18 protein-coding genes and 1 other RNA gene are annotated in these 19,179 nt (G+C 47.1%); 4 read left to right on the forward strand and 15 right to left on the reverse strand.

Annotation, left to right across the window (positions count from 1 at the left end; all coding sequences use genetic code 11):
- Positions 1 to 347 precede the first annotated feature (347 nt).
- On the forward strand, positions 348 to 1,397 hold the full coding sequence (locus JGK07_RS18300) for a hypothetical protein (RefSeq protein ID WP_293207012.1): 1,050 nt from the start codon (positions 348 to 350) through the stop codon (positions 1,395 to 1,397).
- A 760-nt stretch (positions 1,398 to 2,157) separates the two neighbouring features.
- Here JGK07_RS18300 and JGK07_RS18305 read toward each other — a convergent pair.
- From JGK07_RS18305 to JGK07_RS18350, 10 genes are all read right to left on the reverse strand, one after another.
- On the reverse strand, positions 2,158 to 4,416 hold the full coding sequence (locus JGK07_RS18305; RefSeq protein WP_293190542.1) for a diguanylate cyclase: 2,259 nt from the start codon (positions 4,414 to 4,416) through the stop codon (positions 2,158 to 2,160).
- Complete coding sequence (locus JGK07_RS18310; RefSeq protein ID WP_293148579.1) at positions 4,413 to 5,021, reverse strand: chemotaxis protein CheC; 609 nt, start codon at positions 5,019 to 5,021, stop codon at positions 4,413 to 4,415. Before JGK07_RS18310 ends, JGK07_RS18305 begins: the two co-directional genes overlap by 4 nt.
- Positions 5,018 to 5,395 carry a response regulator gene (locus tag JGK07_RS18315; RefSeq protein WP_293184695.1) on the reverse strand — a complete coding sequence of 126 codons (378 nt, stop codon included), beginning with the start codon at positions 5,393 to 5,395 and terminating at the stop codon, positions 5,018 to 5,020. Before JGK07_RS18315 ends, JGK07_RS18310 begins: the two co-directional genes overlap by 4 nt.
- 238 nt (positions 5,396 to 5,633) lie before the next feature.
- Positions 5,634 to 6,164, reverse strand: a complete 531-nt coding sequence (locus JGK07_RS18320) for a tetratricopeptide repeat protein (protein WP_293184697.1) — start codon at positions 6,162 to 6,164, stop codon at positions 5,634 to 5,636.
- Between the two features lie 268 nt (positions 6,165 to 6,432).
- Positions 6,433 to 6,789: a 50S ribosomal protein L20 gene (rplT, locus tag JGK07_RS18325; protein WP_293148587.1), complete on the reverse strand. Its 357-nt coding sequence runs from the start codon at positions 6,787 to 6,789 to the stop codon at positions 6,433 to 6,435.
- 20 nt (positions 6,790 to 6,809) lie between these two features.
- Positions 6,810 to 7,007, reverse strand: a complete 198-nt coding sequence (gene rpmI / locus JGK07_RS18330; protein WP_293126590.1) for a 50S ribosomal protein L35 — start codon at positions 7,005 to 7,007, stop codon at positions 6,810 to 6,812.
- 35 nt (positions 7,008 to 7,042) lie between these two features.
- On the reverse strand, positions 7,043 to 7,873 hold the full coding sequence (locus JGK07_RS18335; protein ID WP_293212413.1) for a glutathione S-transferase family protein: 831 nt from the start codon (positions 7,871 to 7,873) through the stop codon (positions 7,043 to 7,045).
- 121 nt (positions 7,874 to 7,994) lie between these two features.
- Positions 7,995 to 8,420 (reverse strand): thioesterase family protein, encoded by a 426-nt coding sequence (locus JGK07_RS18340; RefSeq protein ID WP_293184703.1) that lies wholly within the window; start codon positions 8,418 to 8,420, stop codon positions 7,995 to 7,997.
- A gap of 141 nt (positions 8,421 to 8,561) precedes the next feature.
- The gene (locus JGK07_RS18345) at positions 8,562 to 9,149 is read right to left on the reverse strand and encodes a TetR/AcrR family transcriptional regulator (protein WP_293184706.1); all 588 of its coding nucleotides are present in this window, start codon (positions 9,147 to 9,149) and stop codon (positions 8,562 to 8,564) included.
- Positions 9,150 to 9,259: 110 nt separating this feature from the next.
- Positions 9,260 to 9,862 carry a hypothetical protein gene (locus JGK07_RS18350; protein ID WP_293184708.1) on the reverse strand — a complete coding sequence of 201 codons (603 nt, stop codon included), beginning with the start codon at positions 9,860 to 9,862 and terminating at the stop codon, positions 9,260 to 9,262.
- Between the two features lie 59 nt (positions 9,863 to 9,921).
- Here JGK07_RS18350 and JGK07_RS18355 point away from each other — a divergent pair, with 59 nt between their 5' ends.
- Positions 9,922 to 10,524, forward strand: coding sequence for a hypothetical protein (locus JGK07_RS18355; RefSeq protein WP_293184710.1), 603 nt, complete (start codon positions 9,922 to 9,924; stop codon positions 10,522 to 10,524).
- Between the two features lie 72 nt (positions 10,525 to 10,596).
- Here JGK07_RS18355 and JGK07_RS18360 read toward each other — a convergent pair whose 3' ends face one another.
- The 3 genes from JGK07_RS18360 to JGK07_RS18370 form a co-directional block, all read right to left on the reverse strand.
- Positions 10,597 to 10,725 (reverse strand): hypothetical protein, encoded by a 129-nt coding sequence (locus JGK07_RS18360; RefSeq protein WP_293184713.1) that lies wholly within the window; start codon positions 10,723 to 10,725, stop codon positions 10,597 to 10,599.
- A gap of 29 nt (positions 10,726 to 10,754) precedes the next feature.
- Positions 10,755 to 10,942, reverse strand: a non-coding RNA gene (ssrS, locus tag JGK07_RS18365) — 6S RNA.
- 296 nt (positions 10,943 to 11,238) lie between these two features.
- The gene (locus tag JGK07_RS18370; RefSeq protein ID WP_366934312.1) at positions 11,239 to 12,564 is read right to left on the reverse strand and encodes a 5-(carboxyamino)imidazole ribonucleotide synthase; all 1,326 of its coding nucleotides are present in this window, start codon (positions 12,562 to 12,564) and stop codon (positions 11,239 to 11,241) included.
- Positions 12,565 to 12,903: 339 nt separating this feature from the next.
- On the opposite strand from JGK07_RS18370, the gene purD reads away from it, so the two are divergent.
- Together purD and JGK07_RS18380 are read left to right on the forward strand one after the other, a co-directional pair.
- Complete coding sequence (gene purD, locus JGK07_RS18375; protein WP_293184718.1) at positions 12,904 to 14,295, forward strand: phosphoribosylamine--glycine ligase; 1,392 nt, start codon at positions 12,904 to 12,906, stop codon at positions 14,293 to 14,295.
- A 262-nt stretch (positions 14,296 to 14,557) separates the two neighbouring features.
- Positions 14,558 to 16,729 carry a HAMP domain-containing sensor histidine kinase gene (locus tag JGK07_RS18380; protein WP_293196903.1) on the forward strand — a complete coding sequence of 724 codons (2,172 nt, stop codon included), beginning with the start codon at positions 14,558 to 14,560 and terminating at the stop codon, positions 16,727 to 16,729.
- Positions 16,730 to 17,139: 410 nt separating this feature from the next.
- Here JGK07_RS18380 and JGK07_RS18385 read toward each other — a convergent pair whose 3' ends face one another.
- Entirely contained in the window at positions 17,140 to 18,039 is a 900-nt protein-coding gene (locus JGK07_RS18385; protein WP_293184723.1) for a S1 RNA-binding domain-containing protein, read from the reverse strand.
- Between the two features lie 149 nt (positions 18,040 to 18,188).
- Positions 18,189 to 18,935 (reverse strand): dienelactone hydrolase family protein, encoded by a 747-nt coding sequence (locus tag JGK07_RS18390; RefSeq protein ID WP_293184726.1) that lies wholly within the window; start codon positions 18,933 to 18,935, stop codon positions 18,189 to 18,191.
- Positions 18,936 to 19,179 lie beyond the last annotated feature (244 nt).

Raw genomic sequence — 19,179 nt, forward strand, 5'->3', positions numbered from 1 at the left:
GTGACTTTCAGTCAGTTGACAGTTGACAGTTGACAGTTGACAGTTTGAGGGCGACCTCTACCTGGAAGGAAAAGGATTGGAGTAATGAATAGGCTTCTTTTAATTTCTCCCGATCGGGCGGGCGGGCTTTAAACCAATTCTTTCTGGTAAATTTTTACAACAAATTGCGCGATCGGATATATGCTGGATATCCGATCGCGCGCAAAAATCTCAATAGCTACGAGAAATAATCTCAGAATGCCACAGTAGAAGTTAATGTGGTAAATAAATATTGTCCGCCGCCGAACGCCGATCGATTAATATTATTTGCCGGCTCTCCACCCCCCCCAAAAAAAAGAGCGCTACCCATGACACAACAGAACCTGCGGGAACTTCTGAAGCAGGGCGATCCAAAAGCGATCGCATCTAGCATCAACCGTACACTCAAACCCAAAGGCATCAACGCCGATGTGACGCGGGACAACGGCTGCCTCCACATAACTCTGGAGTCAGGCAAAGTACCGAGTCAAATGGCATTGGTGGATTTCATCCGCAGCGGGATGACGAATTTGGGAGTCGAATCAATTCACACTGTCAAAGTTTACGGGCGTCGCACAGGTGACGGCTCCCCTGCGTGGGAAGATGAAATAGATCTGATGCCAGCAGATCCAATGCTTTATGCCTCGGATACTGGAATGCCTGACGACTCTGTAGGTTTAGATGATGTCGAACCCGATGGCGAAGACTATTATCAAGAGGGACAATTCGATCCAGATGACGACGAGGAAGACGACGAGGAAGACGAAGACGAAGATGTAGCCCCCCCTCCGAAAAAACAATTCCCAAAATGGGCAATACCTGTGGGTATCTTAGTGCCTTTGGGGGCGATCGCAGCGCTTTACTTGACTGGAAATTTCCCCTTCGGTGGCGGCTCGAACCCTGAACCGAGCGCCCCCGAAGCAGCTTCGCCCTCCCCCAAAAAAGCCACATCTCCTGCGTCTAAAGCCACATCTCCATCTCCCAGCGCATCTGGCGAGGCCCCACAGGCAGCATCTCCTACTGCACCAAAAGCCGCTCCCACTAATGCTGCTACGCCCGCGAGCCCTGTTCCCAAACCTCCTGCGCCCAAGGCAGCATCTCCTGCGCCAAAAGCAGCATCTCCTGCACCAAAAGCCGCCGCGCCTAAGCCTGACTCTTGGAGGGAAGGCGTTAACAACGCTCAGAAGGCGGCAGTTTTGGCACAGACGGCTCAATCTCAAGCAGAGTGGATTGCGGTAGCAAGCGAATGGCAGAAAGCGGTTCAGCTTATGAGAGCCGTGCCGTCAACTAGCCCCAACCATTCAAAGGCTCAGCAAAAAGCGGCAGAGTACCAGGCAAATCTGATTGTTGCCAACCGCAGGGCGGCGGCAGCACCTTAAGAGTTTTGAGTTTTGAGTTTGATACTCGATGTGCTAAAAAGTCAAAAGTCAAAAGTCAAAAGTAAAAAATCTTGTTTTTACTGAAAGCTTTATTACTTTTGACTTTTTAGAATTTTACTCATATCAAGTCCGGTCGCACCGTCCTGGCTATAATGGCGGTGTGGTGAAGAGCGTGCGATCGTACAATTATGGTCAAGCGTCTGGTTGTTGAACCACATCTTTCAGTAGAAGAAGTTGAAGGCAACTACGGTTAGGAATCCGACCCGATCGATCTCACTTGGTACCATACTATCTGGCTGGAACGCTATAAGATTGGTAGCCAAAAAGGTACTATTTCATCGCTGTCAAGACTTAATTCCTGGTTTAACTTTCTTTAATTGGTGGCATTGTTCTATTGCTAATTGCGATCGAAGCCTACCATACAAGTTTGGTAGCAGCGGACTTGATATTAAACTTTAATCTATACTGGGAGCATTCTCGGTCAAACAAGTGATAAAGTCAGTAAAATTGTCAGAAAAAACTGATTGTATTTGAGACTTTTTCTTGCCAAAGCTGGTTCCAAAATGCTAGAATAAAAATGTCTCCGGTGTTGAAGTTATAGCGGTAAAAAAAAGAATGTAACTGTAGGCAAGCTCGAAAGCCTGATAGTGATAAGTCATTCTAAAATATTTAATTTAAAATATTTAATCTAAAATATTTAATGGTATTAGTGCCGGATTCGGGTCAGTGTCTATTCCGAATTCACAAATATTGGCAGAAGTCAAGCGCTTGTGGGTGAGGGGAAATTAGTATTGGGTAGGGAAAAGTCAACCGGGCGCACGGGAGGGGCTGTGCCGTTGGTTTTGGCTGTGGGAGGGTCTGGTTGGTAAACTTGGATGCGATCGCGCCCGAGATCTTTAGCTTGGTACAGCGCTGCGTCGGCTGCGTCAATCAATATCGAGGCTGGGGATTTAGATGCAGGAACCGTACTCGCTGCTGCGTCGGCTGCGTCGATCGCAATAGAGGCTTCGGATTCAGAGATAGGAACCATAGTCGCTATCCCCAGACTGACAGTGACGTAGTTGCTCACCTGAGAACCAGCGTGAGGAATCTGTAAAGCTGCGATTTTGAGCTGTATGTGTTCGGCTACCAGCTCGGCCCCTTCACTCGCCGTATTCGGCAAAATAACGGCAAATTCTTCGCCTCCGTAGCGAGCTACTAAATCGGCAGGGCGATTAATTGCTTTGCCGATCGCCTGGGCGACTTGCCGCAAACACTCGTCTCCCTTTGGATGTCCGTAGGTATCGTTATAAGTTTTAAAAGAATCAATATCGCACAAAATTAGGGACAGAGGTGTTTGTTCCCGCGCTTGTCGGCGCCACTCCCTGTCTAAATACTGATCGAACCGACGGCGGTTTGCTAGCTGCGTGAGTTCGTCTAAAGTTGCTAAACGCTCTAACTTGAGGTTGGCTGCTTGCAACTGCTGGTAGAGTTCTGCTTGTTTGATCGCGATCGCCAACTGAGTGGCCAGAGAAGACAATAACTCGACTTCCAACTGCATCCACTGTCGGGGACTGCACTGGTGAGCCATCAGCAGTCCCCACAATTCCTCCCCTTGCACTAGCGGTACTACCAAATAAGCTCTGACTTCAAATTGTGCGAGCAAGTCAATTTGAGCGTGCGGCAAATCGGCGGCGGAGACATCCGCGATCGGTCGGATCGCCCGATGTTGGTAGGCTTCAAGATAGAACTCGTCAAAACAGAAATTTTCCAGGGTTTCTCCCAGCATCGGCCGACAGTTGAGTGCTACAGATTCCACTGTCACCGCCCCCGTCGGGGGTGTGGCGCAGTGACTGCCCGTACAGGGGTTAAAGCGGACGATCATCACTCGATCGGCCTGAAGGAACTGGCGCACTTCTGTCACTGTCGTGCTGAGCACTTCGCCCAAATCTAGAGACTGGCGGATGTGCTGAGTAATCGTCGCCATCAGCAGTTCCCGTTCGTTTTGTTGTCGCAGCGCCTCTTCTGCCTGCTTGTACTCGGTAATATCTTGAGCAGTGCCGAAAATTTGTTTGGGCTTCCCCTCTGCTGTGCGGGCGAACACTTGATCGCGGCAGCGAAAGTGGCGCCATTCGCCCGATCGGTGTTGGAGCCGATAGTCCAACTCCAAAATATGCCCGTCTGCGACTGAGGGAAATTTTTGCAGGTGGGCGGATAGCCTCGGCAAATCTTCTGGGTACACCAAACTGGAATACAAAGCTGTTTGCATCTGTAAAATTTCTTGGGGAGTGTAGCCTAGCAGCTTAGAAGCTTGACCGTTGACATAGACGTTGCGCTGTTCGGTCAAGTCGTAAATGTAGAGTAAGTAAGGCGCCACATCGGCAATCTGCTGGATGAAATGCTGGCTCTCGCGCAATTCTGCTTCCACCCGCTGGCGCACTTCCACTTCTTCCAAAGCTTGATCTCGCATCGTGCGGTAAGCTTGGATGCGGTGGGTGAGGTCGGTTACGTCTTGTATTACCAACAGGGCGTAAAACGATTGGCAGTTTGGTGGGATAAAGCCGTAAGGCGAAATTGAATCCCGAAAGTTTGACGGCAATGCGACACCAACAGAATCTCCTTGTCGCACCATACTATCTGGTTCCAACTCCACAGTCGATCGAATCAAGTTGGGAATATTCAGTTCTGCAACGCCCGGTGAAAGTGCAGGGACAGCCGTCACAGTAGTTTGCTGGATGCGCTGCTGGCCCTCTTGCCAAGTTGCCGGAATCAGGTGCTTGTGAATTTGAGAAGAAAAAATTGTTGGCGGGCCTCCTGCAAAGATTTGCTGGAAGCGATTTGCGTACTTGAGCTGGCTCAGGTGAGGAAAATGAGTTGTGATCTTGGTTCCCAACATTTGCTCGCGCCCAATTTTCGTCCAGTCTTCCAGACAGGCATTCCAAAACAGCACCACAAAATCATCTCGCAGCAGGCAGGCGCCGACTGGTACACTGTCGAGAACTCCAAACTTTTCCTCAATAGTTTTGCTCTCCTCGATCATAGACCCCCGGCAAGTTGATTGATCGCAGCCAACAAGGCGTCAAAGGAACTGACATTGAAAATGAGGATGATATCTCCTTCAATGTGAAGCCTTTCAATAATGAAACGGGTTTGGGCTAATAAAACCACTGTATCAGCAGCCAAACCGCCAGATGTGAGCAAAGTCGCGATCGTCCCTTCCGTGTAATTGGGAATTGAGTAGTTCAGGCGCTGCTGAAGTACGTTGCTGATTGCACCCATGACCCCGTTGATTACAATATTTCCTACTTCACTCAGCGTACCAATTTTGACCGAATCCAGGTCGTGAGTTCCAGCTTCTTCCCCAGTCAGCATGGTCACGAGCGTGGCCGCACTGTTGGTGGGAAAGACTAGCTGGGCAATGCCTCCAAAGGAACCAGTAAATTTGAGCTGGACGGCGGAAATTTGTTCGCCGTTGAGGTGCTGCTCTAATTCTGTTTGCACGTCGGCTGGAGACAGGATTTGGAGGTAGGGAATTTGCAAGCGAATGGGAGATTCGATCATGTCGTTCAAAATCCCTGCTGCTTGACCGATCCCGATGTTGACGAGTTCCTGCAAAGCATCGAGCTGTCGAGCGCTTAATTTCATGGGGCGCTCTCCTCGCTGGCACTGAGAGCTTTTTTGATCCACCCGATTAGTTCGTCTGAGTTGGGCATTTTGTGAATTACTGCCAGGGCTCCGAGTTCCATGCATTCGGATTTGGTGGTTGCTTGAATATCTGCGGTAATGACGATGACTGGAATGTTATATCCTCGATCGCGCATGGCTTGCAGGACTTCGCGACCTTCCATTTCTGGCATCAGCAAATCTAAGAGCATACAGTTTGGGGTCTTAGCGGCCAGAAGTTCCAGAGCTTCCGGGCCGCTCGATGCTTCCCAAGTCTCGTATCCTTCTGCTCGCAGGATTTTGCAGATCACCCTGCGAGTCAACCACGAATCTTCGACAACGAGAATTGATGTCACTACGTTCTCCTCCTTCAATTGTTTAGGACTGACCGATGTTGCAGGCACTGCTTCGATCTTGACAGTAGTTTAAACTGTTGGGATCGCCTGCGATCGCTCGCATTAGGTGAATTCCTGTTCTTAAAAACTAACGCATTAAGGTGTTCGATAGTCTAGTCTCTTTGATTATGGGAAGAAAAAACCCGGTTTCTGAATGAAACCAGGTTTGCGGGATCTGTATTGCTCGTAACACCGGCCCTCAATTATAGATTACCAAACGCTTCCTGAGGGACTCTACTCGCTTTTTAGCAGTGGCATTTTCTGGATCGCAGGTGAGAGCTTGTTCGTACATTTCCAAGGCTTGAGCTGTTAATTTCTTGCGCTCATAGGCGTGACCGAGATTGTTGAGAGATGTAACGTAGTCGGGCTGCAACTTCAGGGCTTCTTTGTACTGACGGATCGCGATGTCGTACTGTTCTTGGCCGAAGTGGGCAAAACCTAGGGCGTTGTAAAGAAATGCTAGATCTTCTTCGCCTGCTAATTCTTGGCTTTTCAGAGCTTTTTGAAATAGTACGATCGCCTGGGAGTAAAGTTTCTTATCTACATAGATACTGCCTAACTCGTAGTATTCCTGTGCTGTTCCTTTTTCTATGGTCAGCTTATTTTCTAAGCGTTCCAAGGACATTTCCAGCTTCCGAGTTTTGAAAATCTGGCGCACAACAAACCAGGAAGTGCTACCGAGTATAGCCAGCAAAACTGACAGGTAAACAATCAGCAAATTACTATCCATGTTTTTTTATGTTAGTTGGTTTGTGGAAGGTTTTATTTATTTTAATCCGCTAGCAATCTGTGAGATTTGCCTTGGCAACTATATAAAAACACGAAAATGGCGATCGACTAGCCCGATCGCGATTTCTGAAAAATCAAGAATCCAGAAGTAAGAACAAAGAAGGAAAATGAGTCTCAACCTCCTAGATTTATCAGGAGTTTTCCTTCTCTGGCAGATAGCTAAATCTTTCCTACTTCTGCTTTCTTCTGTCTGAAAACTATTCAAGCTTTCACGATCCGGCTCGATTTGCCATTTCCACGACTTTACCGAATGTTGCGGGGTCAATGATTGCCATTTGTGCCAGCATTTTGCGGTTGATTTCGATATTGGCTTTCTTCATGTTGCCGATCAGTCTGCTGTAGCTCGTGCCGTGTTGGCGCGATGCAGCATTGATCCGAGCAATCCACAGGCGGCGGAAATCGCGTTTGCGTTTTTTGCGATCGCGATAACCATTTCGCAGGGCTTGCATCACCCGTTGGTTAGCTGTGCGGAACTGTTTGGACTGTGCCCCGCGGAAACCCTTGGCTAATTTGAGAATTTTTTTGCGGCGCGCTCTGGCGACATTACCGCGTTTTACCCGTGTCATCTTTGAATTTCCGTTAAACTTTACAAGTATGGAAGCATTAACCGCACGTTACCATCATTGGTCTCATCGATGACGACCAGCTTAGAGAGACGGCTTTTGCGAGCTGAACTTTTGTGTGAAAGCAAGTGGCTTTTGTAAGCTTTGCGGCGCACAATTTTTCCGCTGCCGGTCGCTCTAAAGCGCTTTGCGGCTGCTTTGCGAGTTTTGAGTTTTGGCATGGAGTGGTGTTATTTGGACACAAGCTTCAACTGTATCACGTTTCTGCTACTTTCTGCAAGCTGGATTTGCGACGATCGGGATGGGATGACTGAACTCGGCGCTGCTCTCGATACAAGCGGAGGGCGTAAACTCCGGCGGCAGTTGACTGCAATTCTTTAATTACTGCTGCCATTTCGATCGGCAATTCTTCAATTTTCGCTACCGAAACCGGATGTTCCGACGGCAGCAAAACCGGAGCCGCCAGCGCTGCAAAAGTTATGTCGGCTGCGGATATTGTATCGCCTACTAAATAGGTTTTGCCACCTGCTAATCTTCGATCGACAATCTCAAAAATTTCTTTGATTCCTTGCAGCGAACTGGCGGCGGAATCTGCTGTTATGTTGTAGACTTGCCGCACTTTGGCGCTAATCAACGGAAAGGCTATTTCAAACCCTATTCGCTCAAGTACGGGGGTACTGTTGCACCAAGCTCTTCGCATTGTTTTGCGATCGCCCGATCGATAAAAATATCCCCAATTGCGAGTATATTCTCCCAGTCTAGCATCAAATAACTCTTCAAGTGCTTCGACTTCTTGGCGCATTTCTACATTTGTCGGATACAAATACTGACCTGATGAACTGATTGTATCGAGGTAATGCAAAATATCTGTTGAATCTGTAAAATTGCCAGATTTGGTAACTAAAACAGGAACGCTGCTACCTCCGTTTTTGCTGGTGGCCGATCGGTGAAAAGGTGGTACGTGTCTTTCTTCAATGTAGGGAATTTTTAGCAAGTCAAGGGCCCACCGCACTTTTTCGCAGTAGTGACTGATGGGGATGGTGATGAGGCGGATAACTTCGGTATTGGCAATTGTTGAATGATTCATAAAGTAATTGAGATTTGTAAATATTTGCAGTTTGGTATTGGTATTATTTCGGACGATCGGCGTAAAATTTAAGGACTAAACTCCTGACTACAAAAAGTATTTTGTGTGAAAATTTATCGATTTACTGTTGAGCCAAATATGCTTGAGAAAACTCAGATGGAATCGGCACTGGTTTGCGAGTTGATAGTTCAATAAAACAACCAGATTGTTGGGCGATAGCAGCGACTTTCCCAGCTACAATTATTTCAGCATCCATCATCCACTTCAGCGATTTCATTTTACTCATCCAAATTTTCCCAGTTGGTTTATCGAAAATATTAATCGGCTGCTTGTATTCAATTGCTGTTTTCACCAGCATTGGAGCCACACCGTTTTCCAGCATTTTCTGTACTGGAAAATAAGCATCAGCAAGTGCGATCCGCAAGTCTTCCAACCAGCGGATATAAACAATATTGCTAACGATTCCCGCAAAGTCGATATCGTAAGTTTGTACGGGAAAGCTTAATTCTATTTCCAAAGGTCTTTTCTGTTCGCTGGATGCTTGCATTTTGGGTACTCTCAGTCTATTTTTAATAATTGAAAAACTGCCTCGATTGGGGAGGAAAATTGGAGGCAGAGCCTAGTAACGAGGAGAAATTGCTCTCTTGAGACCGAAAGGTCTGTTTGATAACAAAAAAATTATTCGGTTCTAAAGTTGACTGTCGAGATATCCGTGCAAATGCTCAATTGCTCTTTTGACATGAATTGCATCCCCATAAAGTTTACTCATCATCACGGCTCCTTCCAGGGTTGAAATCACAATAGTTGCGACTACATCGGCTTCGACATTTTCTCGAACTTCGCCTTTAGCAATTCCTTTGTTAATAATTTTGCAAATCAAAGCGCGCCAACCATCCATTGCTATTTGTACCCGCTGACGCAAAGCTGGATGAGCATCATCGCTTTCAACTGCTGTATTTAACAGGGGACAGCCGCCTGGAATTGGAGGATTTTCGGCAAACGTGCTAAATAAAGATATAACAGCTTTTAGCCGATCGACCGCATGACGTTTTCCTTTCAAAGCCCCGAGATATTGTCGGCGCATACATTCAGCCGCAAAGTCAAAAGCTTGCAGGGCTAACTCATCTTTGCTCTTGAAATGGTTGTAAATTCCTCCTTTTTGCAAGCCTGTAACGCGCATGATGTCAGACATAGAAGAACCTGAGTAGCCGTACTGATTGAACAGTGCTGCGGCTTCCCTGAGAATTTTTTCTCTGGTTTCTTGAGCTTTTGACATTTTTATGGCGCTAACCGACTTATCGGTCTTTTTTAGAGAATAGCAGAGCGAACTGTGAATGGCAAGGGGCGATCGCAATTAATTTAAAATTCAACTTAAAGCCGATCGCCCTAACCATCGCGAACCATCCAAACCAACATCCCCAGCAACGGTTCCACAGGCGGCACAGGATAGTCATTGAGGTCAATTGTCAGAGTTTTTGCCTCCAACTTCAAAAATCTCCAAGCAGTGCCACTACTGACACTTCCGTAGATTGTGCCGATCGCAATATTGTTGATTTCATTAAACTTTTGAGCTGCTACCATCTCGGCCGCGCACTGTCCCAATCCCATTTTTAAATCGGCTTTTTTCGCTTCAACAATCACAATTGCTGGTGCTTCGATTAATATTTGTTCGGGAGAACGACTAATTAAAAAATCGCAGATACCACTCAATCCCAACTCCGGCTCTACAGTAAAATCTTCTCCCGAAAATAGACTCACTTGCCGCTGTAAAATCTTGCGGACTTCGACTAAAATAGGACTAATAATCAGTTCTGATCGCGCTTTTTCAGAACCCGTCGCTGTAGCAAGCGGCAATCCTTCAATGAGGGATTCAGTTAAATATACACTAGGCTCGATGGGTTCGGTTGGTGGCAAAAATCTGCCTGCTTCTACGGTAGTTAAGCCGAAATCGCGTTTAGCTTTTCTGAGTGTGAATTCACTGTAGGGCATTGAAAGCACCATTTTTATTGATGTTAATATAGCATCTGATTAAATTTGAAATCAAAATCATGGCATACAGCGATTTTACACTGCGAAAGGTTAAGCAAAGCTTCGGATTGACCGCAGTTGAAGGCGGGCGTTTTTTGCCGGAAGTTGAGCCGATCGCACCCAGTGCTATTTTAGCAGGTTTGTTGGCAGATACAGTGCCTTGGGCGATCGCAGTAGGAACCGAAAAAGCTAAATCAGAACTAATTATCGCCCCCGCACTTTTGGAAGTCAAACGGTTGCTGAACCGCCAAATCAGCGTATTTTCCGGCACCGATTTCACCGTGGATACCGCAGCGGGATTAAACGGAGTTTGCGATTTTTTAATCAGTCGCTCTCCTGAGCAATTTGAGATAGAAGCACCTGCTGTTATGCTAGTAGAAGCGAAGCGAGATAACATTAACAGCGGTTTAGGACAGTGCATTGCTGAAATGGTGGCGGCTCAAAGATTTAATGAAATTAACAATAATTCAATTCCGATTATTTACGGTTCAGTAACTACCGGCACTGCTTGGAGATTTATGAAGCTCGAAGGGCAAGTTGTGACTATTGATGTCAGTGATTATCCGTTTCCTCCTGTCGAGACAATTTTGTCGATGCTTGTCTGGATGGTACGGGAAGGTTGAGAAGAAGTCAGTAGTCAGTAGTCAGTAGTCAGTAGTCGGTAGTCAGTATTTATGTGTTATTTGCGATCGAAACTAATAATCATAGGACTTATGCAATTCCCAATTCCCAATTCCCAATTCCCAATTCCCAATTCCCAATTCCCAATTCCCAATTCCCAATTCCCAATTCCCAATTCCCAATAAAAAAAATAGGCCAGCCATATTAGCGCCTATCTCAATCAATATTTTAAGGGTTCACCGCAACGCCGTCTTACCTCAGCTTTTGACCTGGTATTTTACCAGGTGGGCACCGTTGGCTCGGACTTAAAGTTTCTGGGTACAAGCCCAGTTTACTGCTGTCCAAACATCTTGATTCCCGAGAGTTAAGAGTTATAGATCAAAAAAACATTATTGGCAGTCACCAACGTCGCAGTAGAACCTTTATGTGAACAAACCTGACTGTCAACTGAGTACAGTTAGACCGCAGGCTTCTTTTTCCTTTTTTTCAAAGGCTTTTTATAGTGAGGTAGTTCCACCCCCACTTGTTAATATAGTATCAGAGTATTTCCAGATCATCAAGGGGTATAAAAGAATAATTGTCGGTTTCGGTATCTACACCCGACGAGCCTTTCATCCCAAGGAGTAATTCCCAACGGGGTACTTCGCGCAGCAATTGAGATTAATCCCCTCTAAATATACCCTTAGACTTCCCGGCTGGTAGTTAACATACAGCAACTAACTCGATTTTGGCAACTCTTCGAGCAATTTAACTTCCATACCAGATAGATTCAATGGTTTGAGCGATCCCCCCAAGTCCCCGTCGAAGAGGACAGTAACGTGACCCAGTTTCCTGCCAGGGCGGGATACTTTCTTACCATACCAATGTACAAAAGCGCCGCTAATTTGTGCCAGTTGTTTTCGTTTCTCTAAATAATCTGACTCCGCAGACTCGTAGCCCAGCAAATTTACCATCACAGCACCTGCACATTTTAGATCGCAATTACCTAAAGGCAGTTGACAAACTGCGCGCAAATGCTGTTCAAATTGTGAAGTTTTGCAAGCATCGATTGTAAAGTGTCCCGAGTTGTGGGTGCGGGGAGCAATTTCATTGACTAACAGCTTATTGTCGGCGGTTAAAAATAATTCAATGCCGAATACGCCGACGGCTTCTAAGCTGTTGAGGAGAGTACGGGCGATCGCACAAGCTTCGGTTTGCACCTCTAAACTAATATCGGCGGGGGCAATCACTACACGACAAACCTGATTTTGCTGTTGAGTTTCCACGATCGGGTAAATCGCTATTTCACCAGTTACCGATCGAGCTGCGATCGCAGCCAACTCGCGATCGAACGGCACAAACTCTTCTACCAGCAAAGACTGACCTTTAAGTGTAGCGCTAATTGACTCAAAACTCTCGCGATCCTTAACAATAAAAGTACCTTGGCCGTCGTAACCGTGGCGGCGAACTTTGACGACAAAGGGAAAATCTCTAGGCCCAGATTCCGAGTTTTGTTCTATCTGTGTGCTGTCGGAAACAGAAATTGCTAAATTGTCGATCGCAACTTCCCCGCACATAGGTTCATGCCCCACAGCCCCTGCTCCAATCTGCCTTCCCTGGGGTTCCTGCAACAAATCTAAATCCAAATCCGCCATACTATCTGGCGCCCAAAACCTGGGAGTTGGCAAACCCAACCTTTGTAAATAACAGCGCTGCACGTACTTATCCAACAAAGGAGAAAGCGACGACAAACTCGGCTGAAATAACACACCTTGCTGTTCTAGCGTTCGCAAACCATCCAAATCCACAAACTCATTTTCAAAAGTAATAACATCGCAGCCATCCGCCAAATAAGCCGTAGCCAAAACATCATCAACAGCCCCCAAAACAGCACCCACAGCAGCAGAAACTGCCGGGTCATCACCATTAGGAGTTTGGACTACCAATTCAATACCCAGCGCGCTAGCAGCTTCTCCCATCATCCAAGCTAGCTGACCGCCGCCGACAACGCCCACCCGCTTCAATTTGGCAGGCGAACTCGCAGCGGTTTGATTAGATTTCATGTGAGTAAAATTCCTGGTATCAACTTGTTTATTTTATCGCTATTTGTAGCCGAATGTATGAGAAATATTGAATATTTAAAAGCAATTTTTTTGGGCTAATTGCACGATTTAATCGAGGCAGAACCTAGAAAAAATCGACGGCGAAAGTCTTGAATTATTGCACGATCCCAGGATGCCGGCAAATAGCGATCGCTCCCCACTCCTCCAGAAAAGTGCCACATCTAGCAATTCACGATTCGCCAAGCATGGCATAATTGACAGCACTGCAAAAAGCAGATAGACAGGTGCAAACACTGAAAATGCGACATTCAGGGAACAAAATTTATAGGTGAGGATACTGTGAAAGTTTTGGTTGTGGGGAACGGAGGTCGCGAACACGCGATCGCAAAAAAACTGCTAGAATCTACGCGGATTAAACAAGTATTCTGCGTTCCGGGCAACGGCGGCACAGCTACCACAAAAGGCTGTCAAAATCTGTCGCTCAACATCGACGACTTCCAAGGCATAGAACGCTTTGTGATGGTGAACAACATCGGACTCGTCATCGTCGGCCCGGAATTGCCCCTATCGCTAGGCATCGTTGACTACTTCCAACAGCGAAAACTGATGATTTTCGGCCCCAACAAAGCCGGCGCCCAAATTGAATCCAGCAAATCCTGGGCCAAAGAATTGATGCTGGAAGCACAAATCCCAACACCCAAAGCTGCCGTATTTACAGGCGCAGAAGCAGCCAAAGCATATGTTGTGGAACAAGGAGTACCCATAGTCATCAAAGCAGACGGACTCGCCTCAGGCAAAGGAGTCACCGTTGCTACCACCGTCAAAATGGCTCACAGCGCCATCAACACCATTTTTAGAGGCGAATTCGGCACCGACAACCTCCGAGTCGTCGTCGAAGAATATGTAACCGGTCAAGAAGTCTCTATTCTCGCCCTCACCGACGGTATCACAGTAGAACCGCTGCTGGCAGCTCAAGACCACAAAGCCATTGGCGAAGGCGACAAGGGAGCCAATACCGGCGGTATGGGAGCCTACGCCCCAGCGCCAATTGTCTCGCCCAAACTAATGGACAGGATTCAAGCAGAAATTCTTGAACCTACCCTCGCTGCGCTACAAAAGCGCAACATCGATTACCGGGGCGTCCTCTACGCAGGTTTAATGATTACACCGAAAAGAGAACTTCAAGTCTTAGAATTCAACTGTCGTTTTGGAGATCCCGAAACTCAAGCGGTTTTGTCCCTCTTGGAAACTCCCCTGGAAGATTTGGTGTTTGCTTGTTGTCAGCAGCGTCTGGGTGAATATTCCAACATTCGCTGGAAGTCTGGGGCTTCTGTTTGCGTGGTTTTAGCTTCTGGGGGCTATCCCGGAAATTATCAAAAAGGCAAAGTTATTACAGGTATCGAGGAAGCTGAAGCCAAAGGTGCAGAAGTGTTTCACGCCGGCACTCAGTTGAAGCAGCAGCAGTTAGTGACCGAGGGCGGCCGCGTTTTGGGCGTCACGGCGGTTGCAGAAACTTTGGAACAAGCTATCTCTAAAGCTTATGCAGCAGTTGATTGCATCCAATTTGAAGGGGTTTACTGCCGCCGGGATATCGGCCTTCGAGCGCTGGCCCCTCAAAATGTCGAGCCCAGTGTCGAGCCAAGTGTTGAGCCAAGTGTTGAGCCCAGTGTCGAGCCAAGTGTTGAGCCCAGTGTTGAGCCCAGTGTCGAGCCCAGTGTCGATCGAAATTAGGAATTGCGGCCTGCTGTGGCCGCTGCTATCCGAAAGCTCGACACGCTGGGGATACTAGAACTCCCCCAAGCAGAAGATAGAATTAAAACCCCGGAGGATAGAGGTTTTGGCCGCCCAAAAGCAGAGCAATTTCAAGGTAGAAGTGCCACAATAAAGTTTGGCACATCTGCGGTGGCAGTAGCGGACAAGTCGCGACAGAAAAATCGATCGACCACAAACTCAATTAATCTTCCTTTTAATATTCAACTGGTGAACTGCTCAAATGCTGGCCATACTAAACAAAATCGGAGAAATTATTGCCCGCTGGTGGTCGGATTTTACCCTCCAGACTCGCCTGATGGCCGGTGCTACCCTCGTAGTTTCGTTAATTATGAGCGGCCTGACTTTTTGGGCCGTGAATACTATCCAACTAGACGCCAGACTTAACGATACTCGCTACGGCCGCGACCTCGGTCTGCTCTTGGCGGCAAATGTGGCGCCGTTGATTGCAAAAAACGATCGCTCCGAAGTAGCCCGTTTTTCCCGCCAATTTTATAGCAGCACCTCCAGCGTCCGCTATATGCTGTACGGCGACGAAGCAGGAGATATTTTTCTGGGGATACCTTTCTCGGAATCTGAGGTGCAAACTTCCCTGACACTGCGCCGCCAAATTAAACTCCCGGATAATTTTATCGCCGACATTGAGGCGAGAAATTTAACTTCTTTGCCTTTGGTGCGGCAGCACTTGACGCCAGACGGAGAAGTTACTGACGTATTTGTGCCGCTAATTCACGAGGACAAGTATTTAGGCGTTTTGGCGATCGGCATTAACCCAAATCCCGCAGCAGTTATCTCTTCAAATCTAACCAGGGATGTTACTTTAGCAGTATTTGTCACGATTTGGGTGATGGTGATTTTGGGCGCTGTATTTAATGCGCTGACAATTACTCACCCGATCAAACAATTAGTATTTGGGGTCAAAAATATCGCGGGCGGGAATTTTAAGCAGCGAGTTGACCTGCCTTTGGGGGGAGAATTGGGCGAGTTGATCGGCAGTTTTAACGAGATGGCCGAGAAATTAGAGAGTTATGAAGAACAAAATATTGAAGAGTTGACAGCGGAAAAAGCGAAACTAGAAACTTTGGTTTCAACTATTGCTGATGGGGCGCTGTTGCTGGATGCAAATTTGCAGGTGATTTTAGTCAACCCGACGGGGAGGCGGATTTTTGGATGGGAAGGTAAAAATGCGATCGGCATTAACGTCGTCAATATTTTACCTGCGGAAGTGCAGCGCGAGTTAGCAAGACCCCTGCACGAAATCGCTGCGGGCGATCGCGAAGGCGGCGAATTTCGGATTACTCTGAGCGAACCAGTCAACCGCACAATTCGGATTCTGCTAACCACCGTAATTCTCCACAAAGCCCCTGGAACCGAACCGCTGTGCAAAAGCTGCGTGCGCGACGAGGAAAATACCTGTACCGAGTCAAAACGCCCGAACGCGATCGAGTGTACATTCTACGAGCAAACCTCGAAGCATCAAGGTTCCGGACAGTACCGAGACAGTCTCAAAGGCATTGCCATGACAGTGCAGGACATCACTCGCGAAGTCGAACTAAATGAGGCTAAAAGCAATTTTATCAGCAATGTTTCTCACGAATTGAGAACCCCTTTATTTAATATCAAATCTTTTATCGAAACTCTCCACGAGTACGGAGAAGACCTTCTAGAAAGCGAACGCCGGGAATTTCTAGAAATTGCCAATCGAGAAACCGATCGCCTCACTCGTTTAGTCAACGACGTGTTAGACTTATCGCGCCTAGAATCCTGCCGAATTTATCAATTGGACGCGGTTGACCTCCCGCAAGCCGTGGAACAAACCCTGCGGACTTATCAGTTAAATGCCAAGGACAAAGGCATCGAATTAGAGCAAGAAGTTGACCCGTATTTACCGCCAGCTTTAGGTCATTACGATTTGCTGCTGCAAGTATTTGCAAATTTAGTAGGAAATGCCTTAAAATTTACCGAGTCCGGTGGTAAGGTGGCAATTCGAGCCTATTTCCTAGAGTCGGATGCTCATCCACGCGAAGACGGCGCATCCGGAACCCACAAATTTCCACCAAATACCAGCCATTTTCCGGTGGTGCGGATCGAAATTTCTGATACCGGGATTGGCATAGATCCCGAAGATCAGCAGGCAATTTTCGATCGCTTTTTCCGGGTAGAAAACCGAGTCCACACTCTAGAAGGCACGGGATTAGGTCTTTCGATTGTCAGAAACATTATTGACAAACACCACACTAAAATTAATTTAGTTAGCGAAGTTAATGTGGGCACGACTTTCTGGTTTGACTTACCAGTTTATCAGGCGAAACAAGTGCTAGATATGGAAAATGCTTGGACGGTGCAAGCACAGGCTGAGACTGAAACAAGTTCGACTGCGGCTAAAACTGTTTAATGGAAGTTGTCGTTGAGCACTCTTAATAGGTACGTAGTTGCGCTTGAGCGCTCCGAAAGGTACGTAGAAAGGTACGTAGTTGCGCTTGAGCGCTCCGAAAGGTACGTAGTTGCGCTTGAGCGCTCCGAAAGGTACGTAGTTGCGCTTGAGCGCTCTTGATTATAATATATAAAGAGCGCTAAAGCGCAACTACATACCTTGTCCGATCGCACATTGCTCTTGATAAATATATATAATCAAGAGCGCTGAAGCGCAACTACATACCTTGCTCTCGATCAACATATATATATATAAAGAGCGCTGAAGCGCAACTACATACCTTCGCCCAAGTTTTCATAATTTTCGCCTCCCTCGTTTACTCGTTTTCAGGGTTAGCGTGAAAACGAGTAAACGAGTACAATTGTCAAAACCTAAGAAAGAGTTTTTCTAGCACGTTCCGATCGCTCTTCTGCGGTATCCATGACATCCGCCATTTTATCCACCATTTCCCCTGGATAATTTTCGAGTACCCGAGTAGAAAGCGAAATTCGACCGCGACTTTGATCGAGGTCAACTACCACGGCTTTCAGGGGTTGGCCGGGGGTGAAAACTTGTCCGAGGTTCTCAATATATTTTTGGCTGACTTGCTTGATGTGCAGCAAACCGCTAACTCCTTCCAAATCCACAAACACGCCAAAAGGCTTGATGCTGCTGACTGTTCCTTCCACTAATTGACCGATTTGCAACTGATTTAAGGCAGAAGATTGAGTGGCCATCCGCTGGGAAAGTACGAGTTTTTCTCGTTCGCGATCGACTTCCAAGAAATTCACGGTCAAAGATTGACCAATCAGCGATTCTATGTTATCGCGTTGGGCTAAGTGCGATCGGGGAATAAAACCGCGCATTCCCTCAACATCCACCGTCACGCCGCCCTTATTCGCCCCAGAAACCCGCACCTGAAGCACTTTACCAGTTTCCTGCAATGCAACTAAATCTTCCCAAGCTTGCTGAATTTGTAACTGTTTCAGAGACAGAGTAACTTGGCCGTCTGCATCTTGTTCGCGGATAATTAAAAATTCCCGTTCCTCGTCTAGCGGAACGACTTCCGACAAATCCGTTACCGTTCTCAAAGCAGCCTCTTCGATCGGCAAAAAAGCCGAAGACTTGCCGCCGATATCAACATACGCGCCATTTGAGTCATACTCGAACACTTTGCCGCGCACTACTTGTCCCTTCTGGAACTCATAATTGTGCTGTTCGAGGGCTTTAGCAAAATCATCCATTGAAAAAGATGCTTTTGCGCTTTGAGAACCTGTAGATTTGGAATTCATGTCAGTTTAGTTGTCAGTTATCAGTAAATTAGTTGTCAGTTGACAGTTGTCAGTTGTCAGTTGACAGTTGTCAGTTGTTGAAGCAAGAAGCAAGATGTTCCCCCACTCTCCCACTCTCCCCCTCTCCCCTCTCTCTCATCTTCCACTCTCTAAGCTGGTTGAAGTTCGTGTTGAAATAGCTGCTTCACTTGCACCCACGATTCGGCTGCTGCGGTAGCGTTGAAACTGCCGCGATGGTCGCAGAAGAAGCCATGATCGGCATTGTAGCTGAAAATTCGGTAAGGAATTCTGTGTTTTTGCAATTCTGCGACAATTTGGTCAACTTGTTCTTTGGGAATGCTGGCGTCTTGAGTGCCGTAAAAGGCGTAGAGAGTACCTTTAATGTCCGCTGTGCGATCGATCGTGGGAGATCCGCCCCCGGGGGTGAGAGTGGCGATACCAGCGCCGTAGAACGACGCTGTAGCCTTGATTTCGGGCAAAGTCGCCGCGAGGTAGGCGACGTGTCCGCCAAAGCAGAAACCGATACAGCCAAAACCTTGCTGTTTGACGGATGGTAAGGTTTTGAGGTAATCGATGGCGGCTTGGATGTCGCTCAGCAGTTGGGATGCGGTAGTTTGTTCTTTGTATTGTCTGCCGATTTTGATATCTTCGGGCGTGTAGCCGGTTTCAAAGCCGGGGGCTTGGCGCTGGTAGATGGCTGGGGCGATCGCCACATATCCTTCCTTTGCTATTCTTTCTGTAACTTCGCGGATGTGTGCGTTGACGCCAAAGATTTCTTGAATCACGATCACAGCGGGAAATTGCCCTGCGGCGGCGGGTTGGGCTAGGTAAGCCGCGATTTGCAAATCTCTATTGGGAATTGTGACGTTAGCTGTGCGAATTTCTGGGTTAGGCATAGGGAGTTTTAGTCCAATTTTATTTGATTTGTGAATGAGATTTTTTTTAACCGCAGAGGGCGCAGAGAACGCAGAGGAAGAAAAGAGAAGTTTTTGAGAGAAATTGTTGGCATTGTACCAAATTCCGGACTCAATAAACTCGACTAAGGATGTTTTTTTGATCGAGCTTTTGTTCTCCAAGTTTGCGGAGTTCGCGGTTCGTTCCAAAAATCTATTTTACAACATCACATTTCCCGGAAATTGC

Source organism: Microcoleus sp. PH2017_24_DOB_U_A (genome assembly GCF_020738205.1).
Classification (GTDB): domain Bacteria; phylum Cyanobacteriota; class Cyanobacteriia; order Cyanobacteriales; family Microcoleaceae; genus Microcoleus.

Coding starts and splice junctions, on each gene's coding strand:
- JGK07_RS18300 (WP_293207012.1), top strand. CDS start 348: ATGACACAACAGAACCTGCGGGAACTTCTGAAGCAGGGCGATCCAAAA.
- JGK07_RS18305 (WP_293190542.1), bottom strand. CDS start 4,416: ATGATCGAGGAGAGCAAAACTATTGAGGAAAAGTTTGGAGTTCTCGAC.
- JGK07_RS18310 (WP_293148579.1), bottom strand. CDS start 5,021: ATGAAATTAAGCGCTCGACAGCTCGATGCTTTGCAGGAACTCGTCAAC.
- JGK07_RS18320 (WP_293184697.1), bottom strand. CDS start 6,164: ATGGATAGTAATTTGCTGATTGTTTACCTGTCAGTTTTGCTGGCTATA.
- rplT (WP_293148587.1), bottom strand. CDS start 6,789: ATGACACGGGTAAAACGCGGTAATGTCGCCAGAGCGCGCCGCAAAAAA.
- rpmI (WP_293126590.1), bottom strand. CDS start 7,007: ATGCCAAAACTCAAAACTCGCAAAGCAGCCGCAAAGCGCTTTAGAGCG.
- JGK07_RS18335 (WP_293212413.1), bottom strand. CDS start 7,873: ATGAATCATTCAACAATTGCCAATACCGAAGTTATCCGCCTCATCACC.
- JGK07_RS18340 (WP_293184703.1), bottom strand. CDS start 8,420: ATGCAAGCATCCAGCGAACAGAAAAGACCTTTGGAAATAGAATTAAGC.
- JGK07_RS18345 (WP_293184706.1), bottom strand. CDS start 9,149: ATGTCAAAAGCTCAAGAAACCAGAGAAAAAATTCTCAGGGAAGCCGCA.
- JGK07_RS18350 (WP_293184708.1), bottom strand. CDS start 9,862: ATGCCCTACAGTGAATTCACACTCAGAAAAGCTAAACGCGATTTCGGC.
- JGK07_RS18355 (WP_293184710.1), top strand. CDS start 9,922: ATGGCATACAGCGATTTTACACTGCGAAAGGTTAAGCAAAGCTTCGGA.
- JGK07_RS18360 (WP_293184713.1), bottom strand. CDS start 10,725: ATGGCTGGCCTATTTTTTTTATTGGGAATTGGGAATTGGGAATTGGGA.
- JGK07_RS18370 (WP_366934312.1), bottom strand. CDS start 12,564: ATGAAATCTAATCAAACCGCTGCGAGTTCGCCTGCCAAATTGAAGCGG.
- JGK07_RS18380 (WP_293196903.1), top strand. CDS start 14,558: ATGCTGGCCATACTAAACAAAATCGGAGAAATTATTGCCCGCTGGTGG.
- JGK07_RS18385 (WP_293184723.1), bottom strand. CDS start 18,039: ATGAATTCCAAATCTACAGGTTCTCAAAGCGCAAAAGCATCTTTTTCA.
- JGK07_RS18390 (WP_293184726.1), bottom strand. CDS start 18,935: ATGCCTAACCCAGAAATTCGCACAGCTAACGTCACAATTCCCAATAGA.